This window comes from Pseudomonas sp. 4CAES_32.4 (assembly GCF_058136335.1).
The window spans coordinates 4,605,737-4,623,805 of the sequence record NZ_CM176882.1 but is presented as its reverse complement, the minus strand read 5'-3'; the positions used below and the strand labels follow the sequence as shown (position 1 = coordinate 4,623,805).

Genomic DNA, 18,069 nt, shown 5'->3' with positions numbered 1-18,069 from the left:
TCTTCGGTTTTAAACCTTCAACACCAACTTGCCAAAGTTCTCGCCGCTGAACAATTTCATCAGCGTCTCCGGAAAGGTCTCCAGGCCTTCGACGATGTCTTCCTTGCTCTTGAGCTGCCCCTTGGCCATCCAGCCGGCCATTTCCTGCGCGGCGCTGGCGTATTGCGCCGCGTAATCCATCACCACGAAGCCTTCCATCCGCGCGCGGTTGACCAGCAGCGACAGGTAGTTGGCCGGGCCTTTGACCGCTTCCTTATTGTTGTACTGGCTGATGGCGCCACAGATGACGACCCGGGCCTTCATGTTTATACGGCTCAACACGGCGTCAAGAATGTCACCACCGACGTTATCGAAATAAACATCAACGCCTTTCGGGCATTCGCGTTTAAGACCGGTTACGACATCTTCGGACTTGTAGTCGATGGCGCCGTCGAAACCCAGTTCATCGATGAGAAATTTGCACTTGTCGGCACCGCCAGCAATGCCGATCACGCGGCAGCCTTTGATCTTGGCGATCTGCCCGGCAATGCTGCCCACTGCACCCGCTGCGCCTGACAACACCACGGTGTCGCCAGCCTTCGGTGCGCCCACATCGAGCAGGGCGAAATAAGCGGTCATGCCGGTCATGCCCAGTGCCGACAGATACACCGGCAGCGGTGCCAGTTTCGGATCGACTTTGTAGAAACCTCTTGGCTCGCCGAGGAAATAATCCTGCACACCAATGGCACCGTTGACGTAGTCCCCGACCGCAAATCCAGGATTGTTCGAGGCGATGACTTTACCTACGCCCAGTGCGCGCATGACCTCACCGATACCGACCGGCGGGATGTAGGACTTGCCCTCGTTCATCCAGCCGCGCATGGCCGGATCAAGGGACAGGTATTCGTTCTTGACCAGAATCTGCCCCGCCGCAGGCTCGCCGACCGGCACTTCCTGATAGGTGAAGGTCTCACGGGTGGCGGCGCCCACCGGGCGTTTGGCGAGCAGGAACTGGCGATTGGTCTGGCTGGTCATGGCAGGCACTCGAACGAAATGAAGTGTTGTTGATAGACCTTCGGCCGCCGTGTAGCAAGTTGAGCGGGCGCGGCGAATGCAGGTCGATCCAGAGCGGTGATAGTACGCGGCAGGGTTTTATCACTGCCACGCATGGTTCGGTAAATGGCCTTCTGATAGTGCTGACACCGGGCCAACCCCAATGGCTATGCTGCAATGCGACAAACCCCCAGCATCTTTGCGTTCGAGGACATAACAATGAGCATGACGTTTTCCGGTCAGGTTGCCGTAGTCACGGGTGCGGCCAACGGCATCGGCCGAGCGACCGCGCAGGCATTCGCCGCCGAAGGTCTGAAAGTGGTGGTGGCCGATCTGGATGCGGCAGGGGGCGAGGGCACGGTGGCACTGATTCGTACAGCCGGTGGCGAAGCGACCTTCGTGCGCTGCAACGTGACCGTCGAAAGCGAAGTGAAAAATCTGATGGACGAGGTGATCAATACCTACGGCCGTCTCGACTATGCCTTCAACAATGCCGGCATCGAAATCGAAAAAGGCAAACTGGCGGACGGCTCGATGGACGAGTTCGACGCCATCATGGGCGTCAACGTCAAAGGCGTCTGGCTGTGCATGAAGTATCAGTTGCCGCTGTTGCTGGCCCAGGGCGGCGGGGCAATCGTCAACACGGCGTCGGTGGCCGGGTTGGGCGCAGCGCCGAAGATGAGCATTTATGCGGCCTCGAAACATGCGGTGATCGGCCTGACCAAATCGGCCGCCATCGAATACGCGAAGAAGAAAATTCGCGTCAATGCCGTGTGCCCGGCGGTGATCGACACTGACATGTTCCGCCGTGCCTATGAAGCCGATCCGAAGAAGGGCGAGTTCGCCAACGCGATGCACCCGGTCGGGCGTATCGGCAAGGTCGAGGAAATCGCCAGTGCCGTGCTGTATCTGTGCAGCGATGGCGCTGCGTTCACCACGGGCCATTCGCTGGCCGTGGACGGTGGCGTGACCGCATTCTGAAAATCGGCAACAACAGAACCGGCTTTCCTGCGGGTTTTTTTATGCCTGGCGTTTAGTTCGGTGAATCCGCTAAACAATGTGTATCAAATAGTTAGAACCAGCCCTTTTGACGGCGTTGTCGCACAGCCTGTCCGGCGCGGCTGTGATTTACTGCCGCCAGCAAAACGGACAGGAGTTTGCTTGCTCATGGAATTGAGAATTGACCGACAGGCAATGGTGCCTGTCGTGCAGCAGATTGTTGACGGGGTCATCGACTGGATCACCCGGGACGCGGTGGCTCCGGCTACGCGCCTGCCCTCGGTGCGGCAGATCGCGCGCTCCAATCTGCTCAGCCAGTCGTGCGTGGCAGAGGCGTGCGAACGTCTCGTCGCCCAAGGTGTTCTGGCACCGCGTCACGGTGCTGGATTCATGGTGGCGGAGGCGCCTGCGCCGACGCCCGGTAACCAGCGTCGTGCGGGTAGCGAAGGCACCCAGGGTGTCCGTGGTTTTGGCGCATGGCTGAAACTAGGCGATGGCGGTTTGCCCGAAAACTGGCGGGAGTCCGACGACCTCAATTACGCAATTCGCCAAGTCGCTCGAACCGACATGGCCAGCCTGTTCAACTACAGCTCGCCGTTGGGATTGCCGGCGTTGCGCGAGCAAATAGCCAAACGCCTCGGCCTCATCGGTATCGATGCGTGCGAACAACAGATGCTGACCACCAGCGGTGCCAGCCACGCCCTGGATCTGCTGGTCAGGACGCTGCTCAAGGCCGGTGACTACGTGGTGGTGGAAAGTCCGGGCTATGCGCCGCTGTTTGATCTGCTGCGAATGCACGGCGTTCACCTGCTGGAAGTACGTCGCACCCCCAACGGGCCGGACATCGACATGCTCGAGGCGTTGCTGAAAAAATTCCGCCCGGTTGCGATGTTCATCAACAGTCACCATCACAACCCGACGGGCAGCTGTCTGACGCAGTCCGTTGCACAACGGATCTTGCAGTTATGTGCAAGCCATGACTTGCGGCTGGTTGAAGACGATGTCTACGCCGACATGCACCACGGCACCGGCGTGCGGCTGGCGGCACTGGATGCGCAGGTGATCTACGTCGGCAGTTTCTCCAAGACGCTCAGCAGTTCACTGCGGGTCGGGTTTGTGCTGGCTGATGATCAACTGATTGCGCGTCTGGCCCAGGTCAAAAAGGTCACCAGCATGGGTGTTTGCCAATTCGCGGAGGCGGTGCTGGCCAGTCTCCTGGCCAGCGGTGCCTATCGCAAACTCGTGCAACGTCAACGCCAGCGCCTGAATATTGATCGTGCTGCTGCCCTGCAAGCACTGGAGGACGCCGACTGGGAGGTGTTTGGCAAACCGGTCGGCGGGTTGTTCATATGGGCCCGCCCGCCGTTGACCGACGCTGCCCGCTTGTACAAGACCGCCCAGCGCAGTGGCGTGGAGCTGCCGTCGGCGAGTGCGTTTAGCCCCAGCGGCGAGATCACCGAGTGGCAGCGCATCAATGTCGCGCATGCTTGCGATCCACGGGCCCGGCAGTTTTTTCGCAACACCCGTGCGGATCGACCTCAAGCGTTCTGAAAGCGACGAGGGCGTAGCTTTTTGCCATTATTCCGACGCCAGAGACTTGTGCAGTTGGATGGCCGTTGCGAATCTTCGTCTACAGACTATGGCAGGGGACTACGCGCAATGATTTCGGCCGTGCAAGGACGTTTTGCCAACCTCGGTATGGCAAAAAAACTGGGTGTCGGGTTTGTGCTCGTGCTGCTGCTGACGGCGCTGGTTGCAGCCATCGGTGTCTGGTCCCTGCAAACCATCAGTCAACGCTTCGATGGCCTCAAACAGATGTCTTCACTCAATAGCGGGTTGCTCAAAGTGCGCTTGCTTGAGCAGGACTATGCCCTGCACGCCAACCCGAAAAACGCCGATACCCTGCGCGAAGGCGTCGACGGCCTGATCACCCTGGCCGATCAGCTCAAGGCGCAGTCGCCGGCCAACGTTGCGGTGATGAATGATGTCCAGCTTTCGCTGGGGGCTTACCGCAAGGCCTTCGATGAATTCGTCTCGCTGACCCAGGCTAAGGATCTTGCGCTGGAAATGGCCAGTTGGTCGGTCTCCAGTGTGGCCAATAACCTCGACGTGCTGCAGGCCGGACTGGCCGACGACGGCGCGTACACCTTGAAAGACAGTGAAGGCAAGGACGGTGCACAGTTCATCGAGCAGGCCAATCAGGTCAGCCAGGTGTCGCGGTTGATGCTGCAAGCGATGAATGAGGCCCGGGTGCGTCTGGATCAAAGCCGCAAAGGTGATGCCGACAGCGCCGGCAAGGGCAATATCGAGCAGGCCGCACAGGCGCAGGCGCAGGCTGAAGAACTGAAGTCCACGGTCAAGGATGAGGGCTACCTGACGGTGCTCAATGAAGTGTCCGGACACATCGCCGGGTTCAACGACAAACTGGCCGAGTACACCGGTTTGCTCGCTCAGGAAAAAACCGTTTACGAGCAATTGCACCAGCGTGCGAGTCAGGTCGTCGAGCGCGTCGATCAGGCTTATGTCGCTGAAGACGCGGCGATGCAGGCTGAACTGAAGAAAAACTCGGTGCTGATCATTGGCTCTTCAGCACTGGCGCTGTTGGTCGGGCTGATTGCCGCGTGGGTCATCACGCGCCTGATCGTCGCGCCGTTACGCAGCGTGATTCAGGTGGCGCAGCAGATCGCCGCCGGTGATTTGAGCGCAACCGTCGAGGTGACCCGGCGTGACGAAATCGGTCAACTGATGCTGGCGATGCAACAGATGGGCGCGGGGTTGAGCACGATTGTCAGCGGGTTGCAGGCGGGTATCGAACAATTGGCCAGCTCGGCGCAGTCGTTGTCGGCGGTGACCGAGCAGACCAATCTTGAGGTCAGCAGTCAGAAGGAGGAAACCGAGCAGGTCGCCACCGCCATGAACCAGATGACGGCTACCGTGCATGACGTTGCGCGCAATGCCGAAGAAGCGGCGCTGGCGGCGCAGACAGCCGACGACAAGGTCGAAAGTGGTCAGCGGGTGGTGCGTCAGAGCATGGCGCGGATCGAGCAATTGGCGGATTCGGCGACGTCGGCCAGTTCGAGCATCGAGAGCCTGAGTGCGCAAATCCAGAATATCGGTACGGTGCTTGACGTGATCAAGAGCGTGGCGGAGCAGACCAATCTGTTGGCCCTCAATGCCGCGATCGAGGCGGCCCGGGCAGGCGAGCAGGGCAGGGGCTTTGCGGTGGTGGCCGATGAGGTGCGGGCTTTGGCGCGGCGTACGCAGCAATCGACCGAGGAGATCGAGCGGCTGGTCAGCGCGTTGCGTGCGGCGGCGCATTCATCGGTGCAGCAGATTCAGGGCAGTGGTGAGTTGGTGAAGCTGGCGGTGAGTGATGCGCTGCAGACCGAAAGTGCGTTGGGGAGTATTGCGGCGGCGGTGTCGTTGATCCAGCAGATGAATCAGCAGATTGCGGCGGCCGCTGAGGAGCAGAGTTCGGTGGCGGAGGAGATCAATCGCAGTGTGACGAGTATTCGTGCGAGTGCGGATCAGTCTTCGCTGGCGATGCGCGGGAACGCGGCTTCGAGTGTTGAGCTGGCGCAGTTGGGGGTTGGGTTGCGTGGGATGGTTGGGCATTTTCGGCTGTGACGCTTTGGACTTGGCGGCCTTTGGGCCGACCATGCGCTTTGGGGGGGTGAATATCCGGTTCTGCGGGTGTTGCTTCTGGCAGTTTCGCCCTTACGGCGAGTCCCTTTTTCAAACGCCAAAAAGGAACCAAAAGTCTTTGCCCTGACGTTCGGCCCGCTCGCTGGGGCTCGGGGTTCCTTCGCTCCGGGATCGATCCGGGCGCATCGCCTACGGTTTGCTTCGCTGCACCTCCTCTCGATGCATTTGGCTTCGCCAAACGGTCGCTGCGCTCCCACCCCCGGATCAATCCCTCCACTCAGCCTGCCGACGGGCTCCGAGATCAAGATCAAGAGCGGTACTCGAGCTTGCGCTCATTGTGTTGAGTGGGGCGGCTTTGCCGCATGGGGTGTTCGCAAATCAAAACTGCGTGACTTACCAGCGATGGCGGCCTACGAGCTGACCAATTTTTTGCAGCATGTATGCGATCAAACTGTGGGAGCTAGCCCTGCTAGCGATAGCGGCCTCCCAGTCGACCGATCTCTATCAGATGTATCGAATTCAATTGTAGGAGTGAGCCTGCTCGCGATAGCGGTCGTCTCTCCACCCGGTCCCCATCTGCCACCCACAAAAAAGCCACCTCTGCGGTGGCTCCTTTTCCAGCATCGACTATCAGTCGTAAATCACTTTTTTCTTCCAGTCTGCATCCGCCTCTACATCTTTGAGGCCGGCGGTGAGTTGGTTTTCGTCGCCTTCAGCCGGGGCGATTTTGTCCATGACCTGGGCGTTGGCGCGGGCCAGCAGTTTTTCCAGGTATTGCAGTTGTTCGGAATAGATCTGCGGGTCTGGCTGTTTGCGCAGGTATTGCACGCCGCGTTCGAAGGCGAGGCGGGCTTGGCCGGGTTGGTTTTGCTGCAGGGACTGTTGGCCGAGGTTGTTGAAAAACTCGATGTGCAGCAGCACCAGAATGTGGCGGACTTCGCGAACCCAGTGTTTGGCTTCGTTCGGTGGCAGGAAACCGTCGTGGGCGGCGCGGGTGATCTGGCCGTGCAGGGCTTCGAGGAGGAAGCGTACGTCTTTGGCCTTGGCCTCGGTCATGATCGGTGCCGGCGGGTTGTTGACCGGGATCGATTCGCCTTGGGCGACCATGGCGCTCAGTTCGGTGATGCGGGCTTTGGTGGTGGCGCTGGTTTTTTCGAGGTTCAGCAGGCGTTGGCAGACGTTCAGTTCCAGCCGAGTCAGCAACAGCTTGAGCGCAGGCGTCATGAACTGGCCGGGGAAGGTTTCGGTCAGTTCGCCGCAGCGACGCAGGCGATCGTTGAGTTCGACTTTAGTGCGGGCCTTCTCCAGTTTGTTGGCTTCCACTACATGGTTCATGTAGCCAATGGCGATCAGGATTGCGATCCCGGCTACGACGAGCAGGGTGATCATGAGTGGTGTCACCGGTAAGACCTCTTTATAGGGTTCGCATGCGAGTGTAGTGGCTGGGCATTTAGGCGCCTAGCGCCGCTCGACGAGTTGGATCGGCTGGTTCAATCTGTATCGGCCGCGTGCTGCTTATATGAATGCTGGCGCTTGATGTGCAGATTGCCATCACTGAGCGGTGGACTATAACGTCTTGGCGAGTGTCGGAATATAGGCGTCAAAGCCTGGGCGAAGGAAAACCCCGATTGCTCCCGTAAAGCAGGGCGAAGTCATTGATTTAAATAAATTTATATCTGGGGGTTGACGACCTCTCAATCCATCCATAGAATGCGCGCCACTTGCAGCGTAAAGCACACAGCGAAGCGCGGCAGGAAGTGAATGTTGTAGTGTGTCCCCTTCGTCTAGTGGCCTAGGACACCGCCCTTTCACGGCGGTAACAGGGGTTCGAGTCCCCTAGGGGACGCCAATGCGGGAATAGCTCAGTTGGTAGAGCACGACCTTGCCAAGGTCGGGGTCGCGAGTTCGAGTCTCGTTTCCCGCTCCAATTTTAAACAGCAGTGCTTTCGGGCGGTGCTGAGTGAAACCAGAACCAAATCTTCGGAGGCGGATCTGGACACCGAAACACACACCATGTGTTCCGGGTAGCGTGTCCCCTTCGTCTAGTGGCCTAGGACACCGCCCTTTCACGGCGGTAACAGGGGTTCGAGTCCCCTAGGGGACGCCATTTGCGGGAATAGCTCAGTTGGTAGAGCACGACCTTGCCAAGGTCGGGGTCGCGAGTTCGAGTCTCGTTTCCCGCTCCAAATTCTAGAAACGCCGCTCAGTGAGCGGCGTTTTTATTAGTGAAAGTTGTAGCCTGTGTCCCCTTCGTCTAGTGGCCTAGGACACCGCCCTTTCACGGCGGTAACAGGGGTTCGAGTCCCCTAGGGGACGCCATTGCGGGAATAGCTCAGTTGGTAGAGCACGACCTTGCCAAGGTCGGGGTCGCGAGTTCGAGTCTCGTTTCCCGCTCCAAATTCACAAAAACGCCGATCAGTGATGATCGGCGTTTTTGTTTGTGCGCGATTTGTTGTCGCCAAAAAAAAGGACCGTGAAGGTCCTTTTTTGCGTCTGCCAGAACCCGGCCATGCGCTGACCGGGTTCGAGCGATCGATCACAGCTTCGGCAATTGCCCGATGCGGCCCATCATTTCGGTGACGATCTGCAGATCCAGCAAGAACTGGTCAACGGTCTTGAACTCGCCATCGGTGTGGCCGGTGTATTTCACTTCAGGACGCGCCAGACCAAATTGGACGCCATTCGGCAACTCATGCACCGACGTCGCGCCGGCAGAAGTGCCGAACTCGTGTTTCATGCCAAGGTTTTCCGTGGACACCGCCAGCAACGCCTTGACCCATTCACCTTCCGGGTTGCGGTACATCGGTTCGGCGACCGAATAATCGAACGCCACGGCAACCTTGGTTTTCTTGGTCCAGGCACTTAGTTTGTCGGCGATTTCAGCCTTGAGTTTTTCCGGGGATTTGCCCTTCGGCACCCGCAGATTCACCGCCAGCTTGAACGCGTTGTCATCCTCGCCGACGTAAGTCAGCGAAGTGGTCAGCGGCCCCATGAAATCGTCGGAGAAACCCACACCAAGTTTTTTGCCCAGATAGTCCAGGCCCCAATTGTCGGCGGCGTAGCGAGCGGCGTCGGTGAACGAGTTGTGCTTGAGAGCGACTTTGCCTTCGAGGCTGTTGATGAACACCAGCATGCGCGCTACCGGGTTAACACCGGATTCCGGTTCGGAGGAATGCGCGGAAACGCCGGTCACCGTCAGTTTGACGTCTTTGCCATCAACCTTGGCAGCGACTTCAAAGTTGCCGCCATTGTGTTTGGCGAATTCAGTCCCGGCCTTTTGCAGGCTGGCTGCCAGTTCGGCAGGTTTGTCGGTCACCAGGGTGACGACGGACGCCGATGGAATCTGGTTGGTCGCCAGGCCGCCGGTCATCGAAGTGATTTCCGCGCCTTTGCCTTCAGCGGTGCGTTTGGCAAATTTGGCCATCACCGTGCCGTAGCCTTTCTCGGCAATCACGACCGGGTAACCACCGTCCAATGCCATGTTGTAGGCCGGCGTCGGGTTTTTCTCGAAGTAATAAGGGATTGCGTCACCCGTGGTTTCTTCGGTGGTGTCGACCAGCAGTTTGAAGTTGCGCGCCAGCGGCAGCTTCTCCTCCTTGATCACCTTCATGGCGTACAGCGCGACGACGATACCGTTCTTGTCATCCTCGGTACCGCGGCCGTACATGCGATCGCCGATCAGGGTGACCTTGAACGGATCAAGCTTGGTGCCGTCCTTGAGCACCCAGTTTTCCGGGGTCACGGGCACTACGTCAGCGTGGGCATGGATACCGACGACTTCGTCGCCCTGGCCTTCGAGGGAGATTTCGTAGACGCGGTTATCGACGTTGCGGAAGTTAAGATTGAACGACTCGGCCAGGCTTTTGATCTTGGCAGCGATCTTGATGAATTCAGGGTTGTCGTGCTGTGCCACACCTTCCTTCTGGAAAGTAGGAATCTCGACCAGTTCGCGCAAGGTTTCCAGCGCGGCTTTGCCGTACTTCACGCGGGTGTAGATGCCCAGCAGGCGATGAATTTCGTTCTGCTGTTCGACATTCAGCGTCTTGTTGTCGAGAAAAGTGCTGATGGCTGGACCAAGATTGTCGCTTTTGGCGATGTCGCTCTTGGCCAGGCTGCTCAAAAACTCGCGGAAGTCCGTGACGTTTTTTTCGTCGAAGGATTTCAGGATGGCCGCGCTCTGCTGTGGGGTGATGTTGGCTTGAGCGGCGCTGGTGAATGACGCGAGGCTGGCGAGCATCAGGGTAGCGGCGGCCAGTTGCTTGAGGGAGAAATCCATTACGCAGGCATTCCTTGCAGACAGTGGGTAGGACGTTTCTGTCGGATGCGTCAGAAACTTTTTGCAAACTAACACCGCGAACGTGTGCCACGGGAGCCTTGAAACTTGATCTGTCGCACAGAAATGCAAAAGAGGCGCAGAAATGAAAAAGTCCCGGCAGGGTGTGCCGGGACTTTTCTGTGCACTCACATTGACAGCACCAAGCGTCCGGCGAACAGAATCAGAATCACGCCCATGCTGCGCTCGAACCAGTGGCCCATGCGCATAAACAGCAGGCGCACTTTGTTGCTGGAGAAAAACAGCGCGACGATGACGAACCACAACGCGTTTACAAAACACATCCACACACCATAGAGCGCCTGGATTTGCAGGGGCGTGGTGGCGCTGATGATCGTGGTGAAGATCGCCAGAAAGAACAGCGTGGCCTTGGGGTTGGTGGCGTTGGTCAGGAAGCCGGTACTGAACGCTTTGAACAGCGACTGCTCAACCAGTGGTTCGCCCGCAGGTTTTTCGCCTTCGACGGTGGTTTTCGGCTTGCTGCGAATCAAGCTGACACCGAGGTACAGAATGTAAGCACCGCCGACCACTTTGGCCACGGTCAGTAGCCACGGTGTGGTGTGCATCAACGCACCAACCCCTAATAACGTGTACAGAACATGTACGGAAATCCCCGCGCCGATGCCCAACGCCGTGCAAATTCCGACTAACCGTCCGAAGCGGACGCTTTGTCGAATGGTCACGGCGAAGTCCGGTCCAGGAGCGACCACGGCGAGAAAATGGATGGTGGCCAGCGCCAGAAACTCGCCCAGGTAATTCGAATACATCTCAGCTCCAGAAAGTCAGGGGTGAAGCATTGCCGCGATAGCCGACAAAGAAGGAAAGGCTCAAACGCGGATCCGCCACGCCCGGGGTCACCGAGTGCATGCAGCGCGAATTGAACATGATGAAATCGCCCGGATCCGGCCGCACCTCAAGGGCCGGTGCGCCGAGCAGTGCCGGGTCGATTCCGTAACTGTCGCCGCGCATCTCGTCGAACTGGTCCGGCGTGATGTCGTCGTCCCACATCTGCAAGGCGCCGCCTTCGGTCGGCATGTTCAGGTAGACGTTGCAGGCGAACTGCGCCTCCAGACTGCGGGCCTGAAAGCTGTCGGGGGCGTCCTTGGCGAAGATGTCGTGGTGGGCGAGGAAGCACACGCCGGGCTTCACCACCCGCGAAAGCCCGACGTACATCTTGCGCCCGTAGAGGTTTTCCAGATGCGCACCGGCAGGCCAGGACTCGTCGAGCATGCAACGCAAGGTGTCGACCGGCGAAGAGTAGGGCGCGCAACGATGACGCAATTCGGCGATGTTGCGAGTGGCGCGCTCGAAGTAATCTTCGATCAGCAGCGGCTGGTTTTCCGCTTCATAAAACGCCATGCCGATGCGCCCGATGCTGGGTGCGTTGATGTAGCCCTCAAAGCCAGGCGCGAGAATCTTGTCGCCAATTTCGATCGCCAGCGGCTGGGGCAAAAAGCCTTTGACGCGAATGGCGAGGACTTCTTCGTTGGCCAGTTTTTTTATGCACGTCTCATCGAGACGCTCGACGTCTAGCATCATGTTGTCTAGGTCCATCTATCGATAGTCAACGGAACCGGCGAGTGCGGTTCCCCCGGCGCCGGACGCCGCGCAAGGCAGCGTCCGAAATGCTCAATCCACGCTGTAGTGGACGGACAGCGTGCCCTTCTTCTGTGAAAGGGACGCGATCGTGACTGTGCCCAGATCCTTCAGGCTGCGTACATGGGTGCCACCACAGCCATAGGCCGGGAGTTCACCAAAACCGATTTCCCGCGCGCCTTCGCGCAGCGAGGTCAGGCGGGGCAGATCGTGCTCGATCCACTGGCCAATAGCGTATTGAATGGTTTCTGCTTCGACTTCCTTCGCGGCATCACCGGGTTTGAATTGCACCCGGCCTTCGTCCGGCCAGTGGTGCGCCTTGATCGGCGTCCAGCCCAGTGCCTGAACGAAATGGCCAATCAGATGCCCGGCCGAATGCATGCGGGTATTGAAGCGACGGCGATCTTCATCGACGCGGATACAAGTCATGCCGAGCGCTACCGGTTGATCGACGAAATGCACGATCCGATCTGGCTCCTGCACCACGCGCAGCACCTGGCTTTCGCCAATCCAGCCGGTATCGCATGGCTGACCGCCACCCTGCGGATGAAACAAAGTCGCGCGCAGTACAACGGCAAATTCATTCTCGTGGGGCGTGCAGTCGAGGACTTCCACGTTCGCCTTGAGGTCATCGCTGTGGAAAAACAGGCGAAGCGTCATATTCGATGCCCTTAGGAAAGTTTCTATTTTTATTATATGAATCGTGCAATAACGTGATAATCCGTTCAAACATCAAAGGACTTGTGCGCCGTGAGCATCAATCTGCCGTTGCCATTGCTGGGTGAAATGGCGATTTTCGTCAAGGTCGTCGAGACGGGCAGCTTCTCTGAAGCGGCTCGGCAACTCGGCTCATCGCCATCGGCGGTCAGCCGCAGCATCTCGCGGCTGGAAAAAGCCCTGGCCACGCGGTTGCTGCAACGCACCACGCGCAAACTGCGCTTGAGCGACGGCGGGGAAGAGGTATTCAAGCGCTGTCAGGAAATGGTCAGCGCCGCGAAATCAGTGATGGAAATCAGTGGCCAATTCACCCACGAAGCGGAAGGGCTGGTGCGGGTCAGCGTGCCGAAAGCGGTAGGGCGTTTTGTGATTCACCCGCACATGCCGGAGTTTCTGCGGCGATATCCCAAGGTCGATGTCGAGTTATTGCTGGAAGACCGGCAGGTCGATTTGATTGACGATCATGTCGACCTGGCGATTCGCATTACCGACCGGCCACCGGCGGGATTGGTCGGGCGGCAATTGCTGACCATCGACCACTTGCTCTGCGCGACGCCGCAATACCTGGCCGAACACGGTACGCCGACTCACCCGCATGACCTCCTCAATCACAGCTGCATCTATCTGGGCGAGACCCCGAGCGATGCGCGCTGGAAATTCAAGAAGGGCAGTAAAGCAGTGACGGTTGGCGTGCGCGGTCGCTATGCCGCCAATCACACGGGTGTGCGTTTGGGCGCGGTATTGCAGCACATCGGTATCGGCAGCCTGCCGTATTTCACAGCGCGTTATGCCTTGGAGCAAAAGTTGATCGTGCAGGTGCTGCCAGACTGGACATTCCTCGCGTCTTACCACGGCGGGCTCTGGCTGTTGCACTCGCCCACCCGGTACTTGCCGCCGAAGTTGCGGGTGTTTATCGATTTTCTGGTGGAGTGCCTGGAGAAGGAACCGACCCTGAGTAAACCCGGTAAGCCGGGCAATGCAAGTAACACCGCGATGGCGTACGAGCTACCTGAAAGCGAGGGGTTGTTTTAGCGCAAAAGCAAAAGATCGCAGCCTTCGGCAGTTCCTACATACGCGGTCAATGCAGGAGCTGCCGAAGGCTGCGATCTTTTGATCTTCAACCAACAAACTGAATCAGTGCTTGCTGTCCTGCGCGGACATCGCCATCAGCTGTTTTTCCTGATTCCAGTCGAACGGTTCGTCGTTCTGTTCGGCTTCGTAGCGACGTTCTTCCAGCGCCTGATACAGGTCGATTTCTTCATCGGACAGGTAGTGCAGGCAGTCGCCAGCGAAGAACCACAGCAGATCCCGTGGGATCAGGTGGGCGATTTGCGGGTAGCGAGAAATCACTTGAGTCAGGATGTCCTGGCCCAGGTATTGGCTTTCGATCGGATCGATCGGCAAGGATGCCAGCAATTCGTCGAAGCGCTCCAGAAACAAGGCATGGCTTTCTTCGGGAACCTGATCGGCCTCACCTACGGCGACCAGAATACTGCGCAGGTGGTCGAGCAAAACAAGATGGTCGGCAACGAGGTTGGACACGAGATAAGTCCTCAAGAGCAAAACGGGCGCGGGAGTATAAAGCTCCCGCGCGCGCATTGACATGCCTGTCAGGATCAGCGGACTTTGCCCTCTGCCTGTGCCAGCTCTTCTTTGTCGAAATCATCGACATCGATCACCTTGCGTCGCGCCGCTTCGGCATCACGCAGACTTTGCGCTTCCACCGGTTGCAGCACACCAGCCTCCAGCGCCGCGTCGATGGCGTGTTCGCCTGCGGTTGGTTTGACCTGACCGCTTTTCAGCGAGGTGTGCAGCTTCTTGTGCAACGGTTGCGCGGCGTTCAGCAGATCGCTGGCGTGCTGCAGCGCACCCACCGCATCGTCTGCCGATTGCGGGCGATAGCAGCCGGCAAGCAGTTCTTCCAGCGCCGGATCGCCCTTGGCGCGACCGATTACGCCAGCCACTTCGGCGCCGAGTTTGTCCGACGGGCCTTTGTGACGACGGCCAAACGGGAACACGATCACCCGCAGCAGGCAGCCAAACACTTTGTTCGGGAAGTTGCTCAGCAATTCATCCAGCGCCCGTTCCGACTGACCGAGGCTTTCTTCCATCGCCCAGCGGAACAACGGCTCCATGTACGCCGGTGAGTCCAGGTCGTGATAACGCTTGAGCGCGGCGGACGCCAGATACAGATTGCTCAAAACATCACCCAGGCGTGCCGACAGACGCTCGCGGCGTTTCAACTCGCCACCGAGCAGCATCATGCTGAAGTCAGCCAGCATGGCGAACGCCGCAGCCTGACGATTGAGTGCACGGAAGTAGCCTTGGCTGATCTTGTCGCCCGGCGCACGTTCGAAGTGGCCGAAACCCAGGTTCAACACCAGCGTGCTGGCGGCGTTGCTCACGGCAAAACCGATGTGCTTGAGCAGCAGGCCATCGAACTCTTTAAGGGCCTGATCCTTGTCCTCGCGACCGGCGAGGGCCATTTCCTTGAGCACGAATGGATGGCAACGAATCGCGCCCTGACCGAAGATCATCAGGTTGCGCGAGAGAATGTTCGCGCCTTCCACGGTGATGAAAATCGGTGCACCGTTCCAGCTGCGCCCGAGGTAGTTGTTCGGGCCCATGATGATCGCCTTGCCGCCATGCACGTCCATGGCGTGGCTGATGCATTCGCGACCGCGTTCGGTCAGGTGGTATTTGAGGATCGCCGACAGCACCGAGGGTTTCTCGCCGAGATCCACCGCGTTGGCGGTGAGCATTCGTGCGGCGTCCATCATCCACGCGTTGCCGCCGATGCGTGCCATGGCTTCCTGAATGCCTTCGAACGCCGACAGCGGCACATTGAATTGCTCACGAATCTGCGCGTATTGGCCAGTGACCAGACTGGTGAACTTGGCCGCACCGGTGCCGACTGCCGGCAGCGAAATAGAACGGCCGACCGACAGGCAGTTCATCAGCATCATCCAGCCTTTGCCGAGCATCTCTTGGCCGCCGATCAGGTAGTCCAGCGGAATGAACACGTCTTTGCCCGAGTTCGGGCCGTTCATGAACGCCGCACCCAATGGCAAGTGACGACGACCGATCTCGACACCATCGGTATCAGTCGGAATCAGCGCCAGGCTGATGCCAAGGTCTTCCTTGTCACCCAGCAAATGTTCCGGGTCATAGGCCTTGAACGCCAAGCCGAGCAAAGTGGCCACGGGGCCGAGGGTGATGTAGCGCTTTTCCCAGTTCAGGCGCAGGCCAATGACTTCCTGACCTTTCCACTGACCTTTGCAGATGATCCCGGTGTCGGGCATCGCCCCGGCATCGGAGCCGGCAAGCGGGCCGGTGAGGGCGAAGCACGGGATGTCGTCGCCGCGAGCCAGGCGTGGCAGGTAGTGATTGCGTTGTTCATCGGTGCCGTAATGCAGCAACAGTTCGGCCGGGCCGAGGGAGTTGGGCACCATTACGGTGGAGGCGAGGTCACCGCTGCGGGTCGCGAGTTTCATCGCCACTTGCGAGTGGGCATAGGCCGAGAAGCCTTTACCGCCAAATTCTTTCGGAATGATCAGGGCAAAAAAGCCGTGTTCCTTGATGTGCGTCCAGGCTTCGGGCGGCAAGTCCATCGACTGGCCGATCTGCCAGTCGGTGACCATGGCGCAGAGTTCTTCGGTCGGGCCGTCAATGAACGCCTGTTCTTCTTCGCTCAGTTGCACCTTCGGATAGGCCAGGAGTTTGTCCCAGTCCGGACGGCCGCTGAACAGCTCGCCATCCCACCAGACGGTGCCGGCATCGATCGCGTCGCGCTCGGTCTGCGACATCGGCGGCAGGGTTTTCTGAAACCAGTTGAACAGCGGCGCGGTGAAATGTTTGCGGCGCAGGTCAGGCAGCAGCAACGGCGCGGCGACTACGGCCAGCACGACCCAGAACACCAGCAGCAGCCAGCCCGGTGCGTGACTGAAAATACCCATGGCCAAGAGATAGACGGCAACGATGCCCAACGCGGGCAGAGGGGAAACACGCCGGTGGGCGAGATACGCCACGCCGACCAGCAAAACCAGTATCCACAACAACAGCATATTCAGTCCTCCGTGAACCAAGGCAAATCGACCCTCCAGAGCTTAGACGGCATCTGCAAAACCGGGTGGTCAGACCAAGGTGATTGAAATCGTGGGAAACCCCGGATGGTTTTCGTAGGTTCGGTGGGCAACGCGTGTGGGAAATCGTTCGATCAAACCGCGTCTTTGCGTCCAAGTTTGGCCGAAACGTCGTTATCTCTGTGCTTGAGCTGTCGCTAGACTCCAGGCTCATCCAGGAGATTGTCGTCATGCACGAGTATCTGAGTCCCGGCCGCTTCATCGATAGTGACCACCCGGCGGTGGTGGAGTTCGCCGAACAGCACCGTGGTGCCAGCCGTGATCCGCTGGCGCAGGCGATCAGTCTTTATTACGCGGTGCGCGAGGCCGTGCGCTACAACCCTTACACTTTCAGTCGTGATCCGCAGACCTTGCGCGGCAGCTATGCGTTGGCGACGGGGGAGAGTTACTGCGTGCCGAAAGCCACGCTGCTCGCCGGTTGCGCGCGGCATTGCGGGATCCCGGCGCGGATCGGTCTGGCTGACGTGAAAAATCATTTATCGACGCCACGTCTGCTTGAATTGCTGAAAAGCGACATGTTCGCCATGCACGGCTACACCGAGTTTTTCCTCAACGACCGTTGGGTAAAAGCCACACCGGCGTTCAACCAGAAACTCTGCGAATTGTTCAACGTCGCGCCGCTGGAATTCAACGGCATCGACGACAGCGTTTTCCATCCGTTCAACCGTGATGGCGCGCAGTTGATGGAGTATCTGGTCGATCACGGCCAATTCGCTGATGTGCCGGAAACCTTCTTCTTCGAACATCTGCAAAAGTGCTATCCGCATCTGTTCACCGATCAGCAACCGCCATTGCTGGGCGATATGCACAGTGATGTGAGCCGCGTCTGATCCGGCGTATGCTGCCTGCCCACGCATTTGAAAAGAGGCGGTCATGCTGAAGATCTGGGGACGGAAAAACTCATCGAATGTCCGGAAGCCGTTGTGGGCCGCTGAAGAACTCGGCCTGGCTTACGAGGCGATCGATGCCGGTGGCGCATTTGGCGTAGTCGACACGCCCGAGTACCGGGCGATGAACCCGAATGGCCGAGTGCCGGTGATCGAAGACGACGGTTTTGTGCTGTGGGAATCCAACGCCATCGTGCGCTATCTACTGGCCAAACATGCGTCCGATAGCGCCTGGTATTCAGCTGATCCGCAAGCCCGTGCCATCGCCGACAAGTGGATGGACTGGACCACGTCGAGTTTCGCCGGTCCCTTCCGCACGGTGTTCTGGGGTGTCTTGCGCACACCGGCTGACCAGCAGGACTGGACGGCCATTCACGCCGCGATCAAAGAGTGCAACGAGTTGCTGAGCATGGCCGACGAGGCATTGGCCAGCCAACCGTATCTGTCGGGAAAAGACATCGGCATGGGCGATATTCCCCTCGGCAGTTTCATTTATGCCTGGTTCGAAATGCCCATCGAACGCGCCGCGCAACCGCATCTGCAAGCCTGGTACGAACGCCTGAAGCAACGTCCGGCCTACCAAAAAGCGGTTATGACCGCGTTGACTTAATACCTACTATCGACACACTTGACTGTACTTGTACGGCGGCGGCAAGCACCATTGCGCACTTGCGCTGCGGTTCGATCCCTCGCCGCCGTCTCCTTTTTTCCTTCAATG

14 protein-coding genes, 6 tRNA genes and 1 pseudogene are annotated in these 18,069 nt (G+C 58.7%); 13 read left to right on the top strand and 8 right to left on the bottom strand.

The window, feature by feature from the left end; translation table 11 throughout:
* Positions 1-9 precede the first annotated feature (9 nt).
* On the bottom strand, positions 10-1,014 hold the full coding sequence (locus AC3Y64_RS20740; protein ID WP_489985093.1) for an NADP-dependent oxidoreductase: 1,005 nt from the start codon (positions 1,012-1,014) through the stop codon (positions 10-12).
* 237 nt (positions 1,015-1,251) lie between these two features.
* On the opposite strand from AC3Y64_RS20740, the gene AC3Y64_RS20735 reads away from it, so the two are divergent.
* The 4 genes and pseudogenes from AC3Y64_RS20735 to AC3Y64_RS20720 all read left to right on the top strand — a co-directional run bounded on the left by AC3Y64_RS20735 (position 1,252) and on the right by AC3Y64_RS20720 (position 5,658).
* Positions 1,252-2,013, top strand: coding sequence for an SDR family oxidoreductase (locus tag AC3Y64_RS20735; RefSeq protein WP_016983635.1), 762 nt, complete (start codon positions 1,252-1,254; stop codon positions 2,011-2,013).
* Positions 2,014-2,199: 186 nt separating this feature from the next.
* The gene (locus tag AC3Y64_RS20730; RefSeq protein WP_489985092.1) at positions 2,200-3,582 is read left to right on the top strand and encodes an aminotransferase-like domain-containing protein; all 1,383 of its coding nucleotides are present in this window, start codon (positions 2,200-2,202) and stop codon (positions 3,580-3,582) included.
* Between the two features lie 108 nt (positions 3,583-3,690).
* Positions 3,691-4,797 (top strand): annotated as a pseudogene (locus tag AC3Y64_RS20725) (HAMP domain-containing protein); the annotation flags it as partial.
* Positions 4,777-5,658, top strand: a complete 882-nt coding sequence (locus AC3Y64_RS20720; protein ID WP_489988010.1) for a methyl-accepting chemotaxis protein — start codon at positions 4,777-4,779, stop codon at positions 5,656-5,658. The pseudogene AC3Y64_RS20725 and the gene AC3Y64_RS20720, both read left to right, overlap by 21 nt.
* Positions 5,659-6,306: 648 nt before the next feature.
* Here the strand turns inward: AC3Y64_RS20720 and AC3Y64_RS20715 are convergent.
* Positions 6,307-7,065 carry a hypothetical protein gene (locus tag AC3Y64_RS20715; protein WP_489985091.1) on the bottom strand — a complete coding sequence of 253 codons (759 nt, stop codon included), beginning with the start codon at positions 7,063-7,065 and terminating at the stop codon, positions 6,307-6,309.
* A 384-nt stretch (positions 7,066-7,449) separates the two neighbouring features.
* Between AC3Y64_RS20715 and AC3Y64_RS20710 the strand changes: the two genes are divergently transcribed.
* The 6 genes from AC3Y64_RS20710 (at position 7,450) to AC3Y64_RS20685 (ending at position 8,073) form a co-directional block, all read left to right on the top strand.
* Positions 7,450-7,525 (top strand) — tRNA-Glu (locus AC3Y64_RS20710).
* A gap of 2 nt (positions 7,526-7,527) precedes the next feature.
* A tRNA-Gly gene (locus AC3Y64_RS20705) sits at positions 7,528-7,603 on the top strand.
* A gap of 104 nt (positions 7,604-7,707) precedes the next feature.
* A tRNA-Glu gene (locus AC3Y64_RS20700) sits at positions 7,708-7,783 on the top strand.
* 3 nt (positions 7,784-7,786) lie between these two features.
* Positions 7,787-7,862 (top strand) — tRNA-Gly (locus AC3Y64_RS20695).
* A gap of 57 nt (positions 7,863-7,919) precedes the next feature.
* Positions 7,920-7,995 (top strand) — tRNA-Glu (locus AC3Y64_RS20690).
* Between the two features lie 2 nt (positions 7,996-7,997).
* Positions 7,998-8,073, top strand: a tRNA-Gly gene (locus AC3Y64_RS20685).
* A 139-nt stretch (positions 8,074-8,212) separates the two neighbouring features.
* Here AC3Y64_RS20685 and AC3Y64_RS20680 read toward each other — a convergent pair.
* From AC3Y64_RS20680 to AC3Y64_RS20665, 4 genes are all read right to left on the bottom strand, one after another.
* On the bottom strand, positions 8,213-9,952 hold the full coding sequence (locus AC3Y64_RS20680) for a dipeptidase (RefSeq protein ID WP_489985090.1): 1,740 nt from the start codon (positions 9,950-9,952) through the stop codon (positions 8,213-8,215).
* Between the two features lie 185 nt (positions 9,953-10,137).
* Positions 10,138-10,776: a LysE family translocator gene (locus AC3Y64_RS20675; protein WP_489985089.1), complete on the bottom strand. Its 639-nt coding sequence runs from the start codon at positions 10,774-10,776 to the stop codon at positions 10,138-10,140.
* Position 10,777: 1 nt separating this feature from the next.
* Positions 10,778-11,548 carry a 2OG-Fe(II) oxygenase gene (locus AC3Y64_RS20670; RefSeq protein WP_489985088.1) on the bottom strand — a complete coding sequence of 257 codons (771 nt, stop codon included), beginning with the start codon at positions 11,546-11,548 and terminating at the stop codon, positions 10,778-10,780.
* 90 nt (positions 11,549-11,638) lie between these two features.
* Positions 11,639-12,265, bottom strand: a complete 627-nt coding sequence (locus AC3Y64_RS20665) for an alanyl-tRNA editing protein (RefSeq protein WP_489985087.1) — start codon at positions 12,263-12,265, stop codon at positions 11,639-11,641.
* Positions 12,266-12,355: 90 nt separating this feature from the next.
* Between AC3Y64_RS20665 and AC3Y64_RS20660 the strand changes: the two genes are divergently transcribed.
* A complete protein-coding gene (locus AC3Y64_RS20660) occupies positions 12,356-13,354 on the top strand; it encodes a LysR family transcriptional regulator (RefSeq protein ID WP_489985086.1) in 999 nt (332 codons plus the stop codon).
* 102 nt (positions 13,355-13,456) lie between these two features.
* Here AC3Y64_RS20660 and AC3Y64_RS20655 read toward each other — a convergent pair whose 3' ends face one another.
* Positions 13,457-13,864 carry a PA2817 family protein gene (locus AC3Y64_RS20655; protein ID WP_158953751.1) on the bottom strand — a complete coding sequence of 136 codons (408 nt, stop codon included), beginning with the start codon at positions 13,862-13,864 and terminating at the stop codon, positions 13,457-13,459.
* Positions 13,865-13,938: 74 nt separating this feature from the next.
* A complete protein-coding gene (locus AC3Y64_RS20650; protein ID WP_489985085.1) occupies positions 13,939-16,386 on the bottom strand; it encodes an acyl-CoA dehydrogenase in 2,448 nt (815 codons plus the stop codon).
* Positions 16,387-16,634: 248 nt separating this feature from the next.
* Here AC3Y64_RS20650 and AC3Y64_RS20645 point away from each other — a divergent pair, with 248 nt between their 5' ends.
* Both AC3Y64_RS20645 and AC3Y64_RS20640 read left to right on the top strand, forming a co-directional pair.
* A complete protein-coding gene (locus AC3Y64_RS20645) occupies positions 16,635-17,294 on the top strand; it encodes a transglutaminase-like domain-containing protein (RefSeq protein WP_489985084.1) in 660 nt (219 codons plus the stop codon).
* A gap of 43 nt (positions 17,295-17,337) precedes the next feature.
* Positions 17,338-17,961: a glutathione S-transferase family protein gene (locus AC3Y64_RS20640; RefSeq protein ID WP_489985083.1), complete on the top strand. Its 624-nt coding sequence runs from the start codon at positions 17,338-17,340 to the stop codon at positions 17,959-17,961.
* Positions 17,962-18,069: the final 108 nt, after the last annotated feature.

Excerpts from the sequence above, each read along its gene's own strand:
- AC3Y64_RS20735 (WP_016983635.1), top strand. The coding sequence starts at position 1,252 with ATGAGCATGACGTTTTCCGGTCAGGTTGCCGTAGTCACGGGTGCGGCC.
- AC3Y64_RS20670 (WP_489985088.1), bottom strand. The coding sequence starts at position 11,548 with ATGATGCTAGACGTCGAGCGTCTCGATGAGACGTGCATAAAAAAACTG.
- AC3Y64_RS20640 (WP_489985083.1), top strand. The coding sequence starts at position 17,338 with ATGCTGAAGATCTGGGGACGGAAAAACTCATCGAATGTCCGGAAGCCG.
- AC3Y64_RS20650 (WP_489985085.1), bottom strand. The coding sequence starts at position 16,386 with ATGCTGTTGTTGTGGATACTGGTTTTGCTGGTCGGCGTGGCGTATCTC.
- AC3Y64_RS20665 (WP_489985087.1), bottom strand. The coding sequence starts at position 12,265 with ATGACGCTTCGCCTGTTTTTCCACAGCGATGACCTCAAGGCGAACGTG.
- AC3Y64_RS20680 (WP_489985090.1), bottom strand. The coding sequence starts at position 9,952 with ATGGATTTCTCCCTCAAGCAACTGGCCGCCGCTACCCTGATGCTCGCC.
- AC3Y64_RS20720 (WP_489988010.1), top strand. The coding sequence starts at position 4,777 with ATGCTGGCGATGCAACAGATGGGCGCGGGGTTGAGCACGATTGTCAGC.
- AC3Y64_RS20715 (WP_489985091.1), bottom strand. The coding sequence starts at position 7,065 with ATGATCACCCTGCTCGTCGTAGCCGGGATCGCAATCCTGATCGCCATT.
- AC3Y64_RS20730 (WP_489985092.1), top strand. The coding sequence starts at position 2,200 with ATGGAATTGAGAATTGACCGACAGGCAATGGTGCCTGTCGTGCAGCAG.
- AC3Y64_RS20675 (WP_489985089.1), bottom strand. The coding sequence starts at position 10,776 with ATGTATTCGAATTACCTGGGCGAGTTTCTGGCGCTGGCCACCATCCAT.
- AC3Y64_RS20645 (WP_489985084.1), top strand. The coding sequence starts at position 16,635 with ATGCACGAGTATCTGAGTCCCGGCCGCTTCATCGATAGTGACCACCCG.
- AC3Y64_RS20740 (WP_489985093.1), bottom strand. The coding sequence starts at position 1,014 with ATGACCAGCCAGACCAATCGCCAGTTCCTGCTCGCCAAACGCCCGGTG.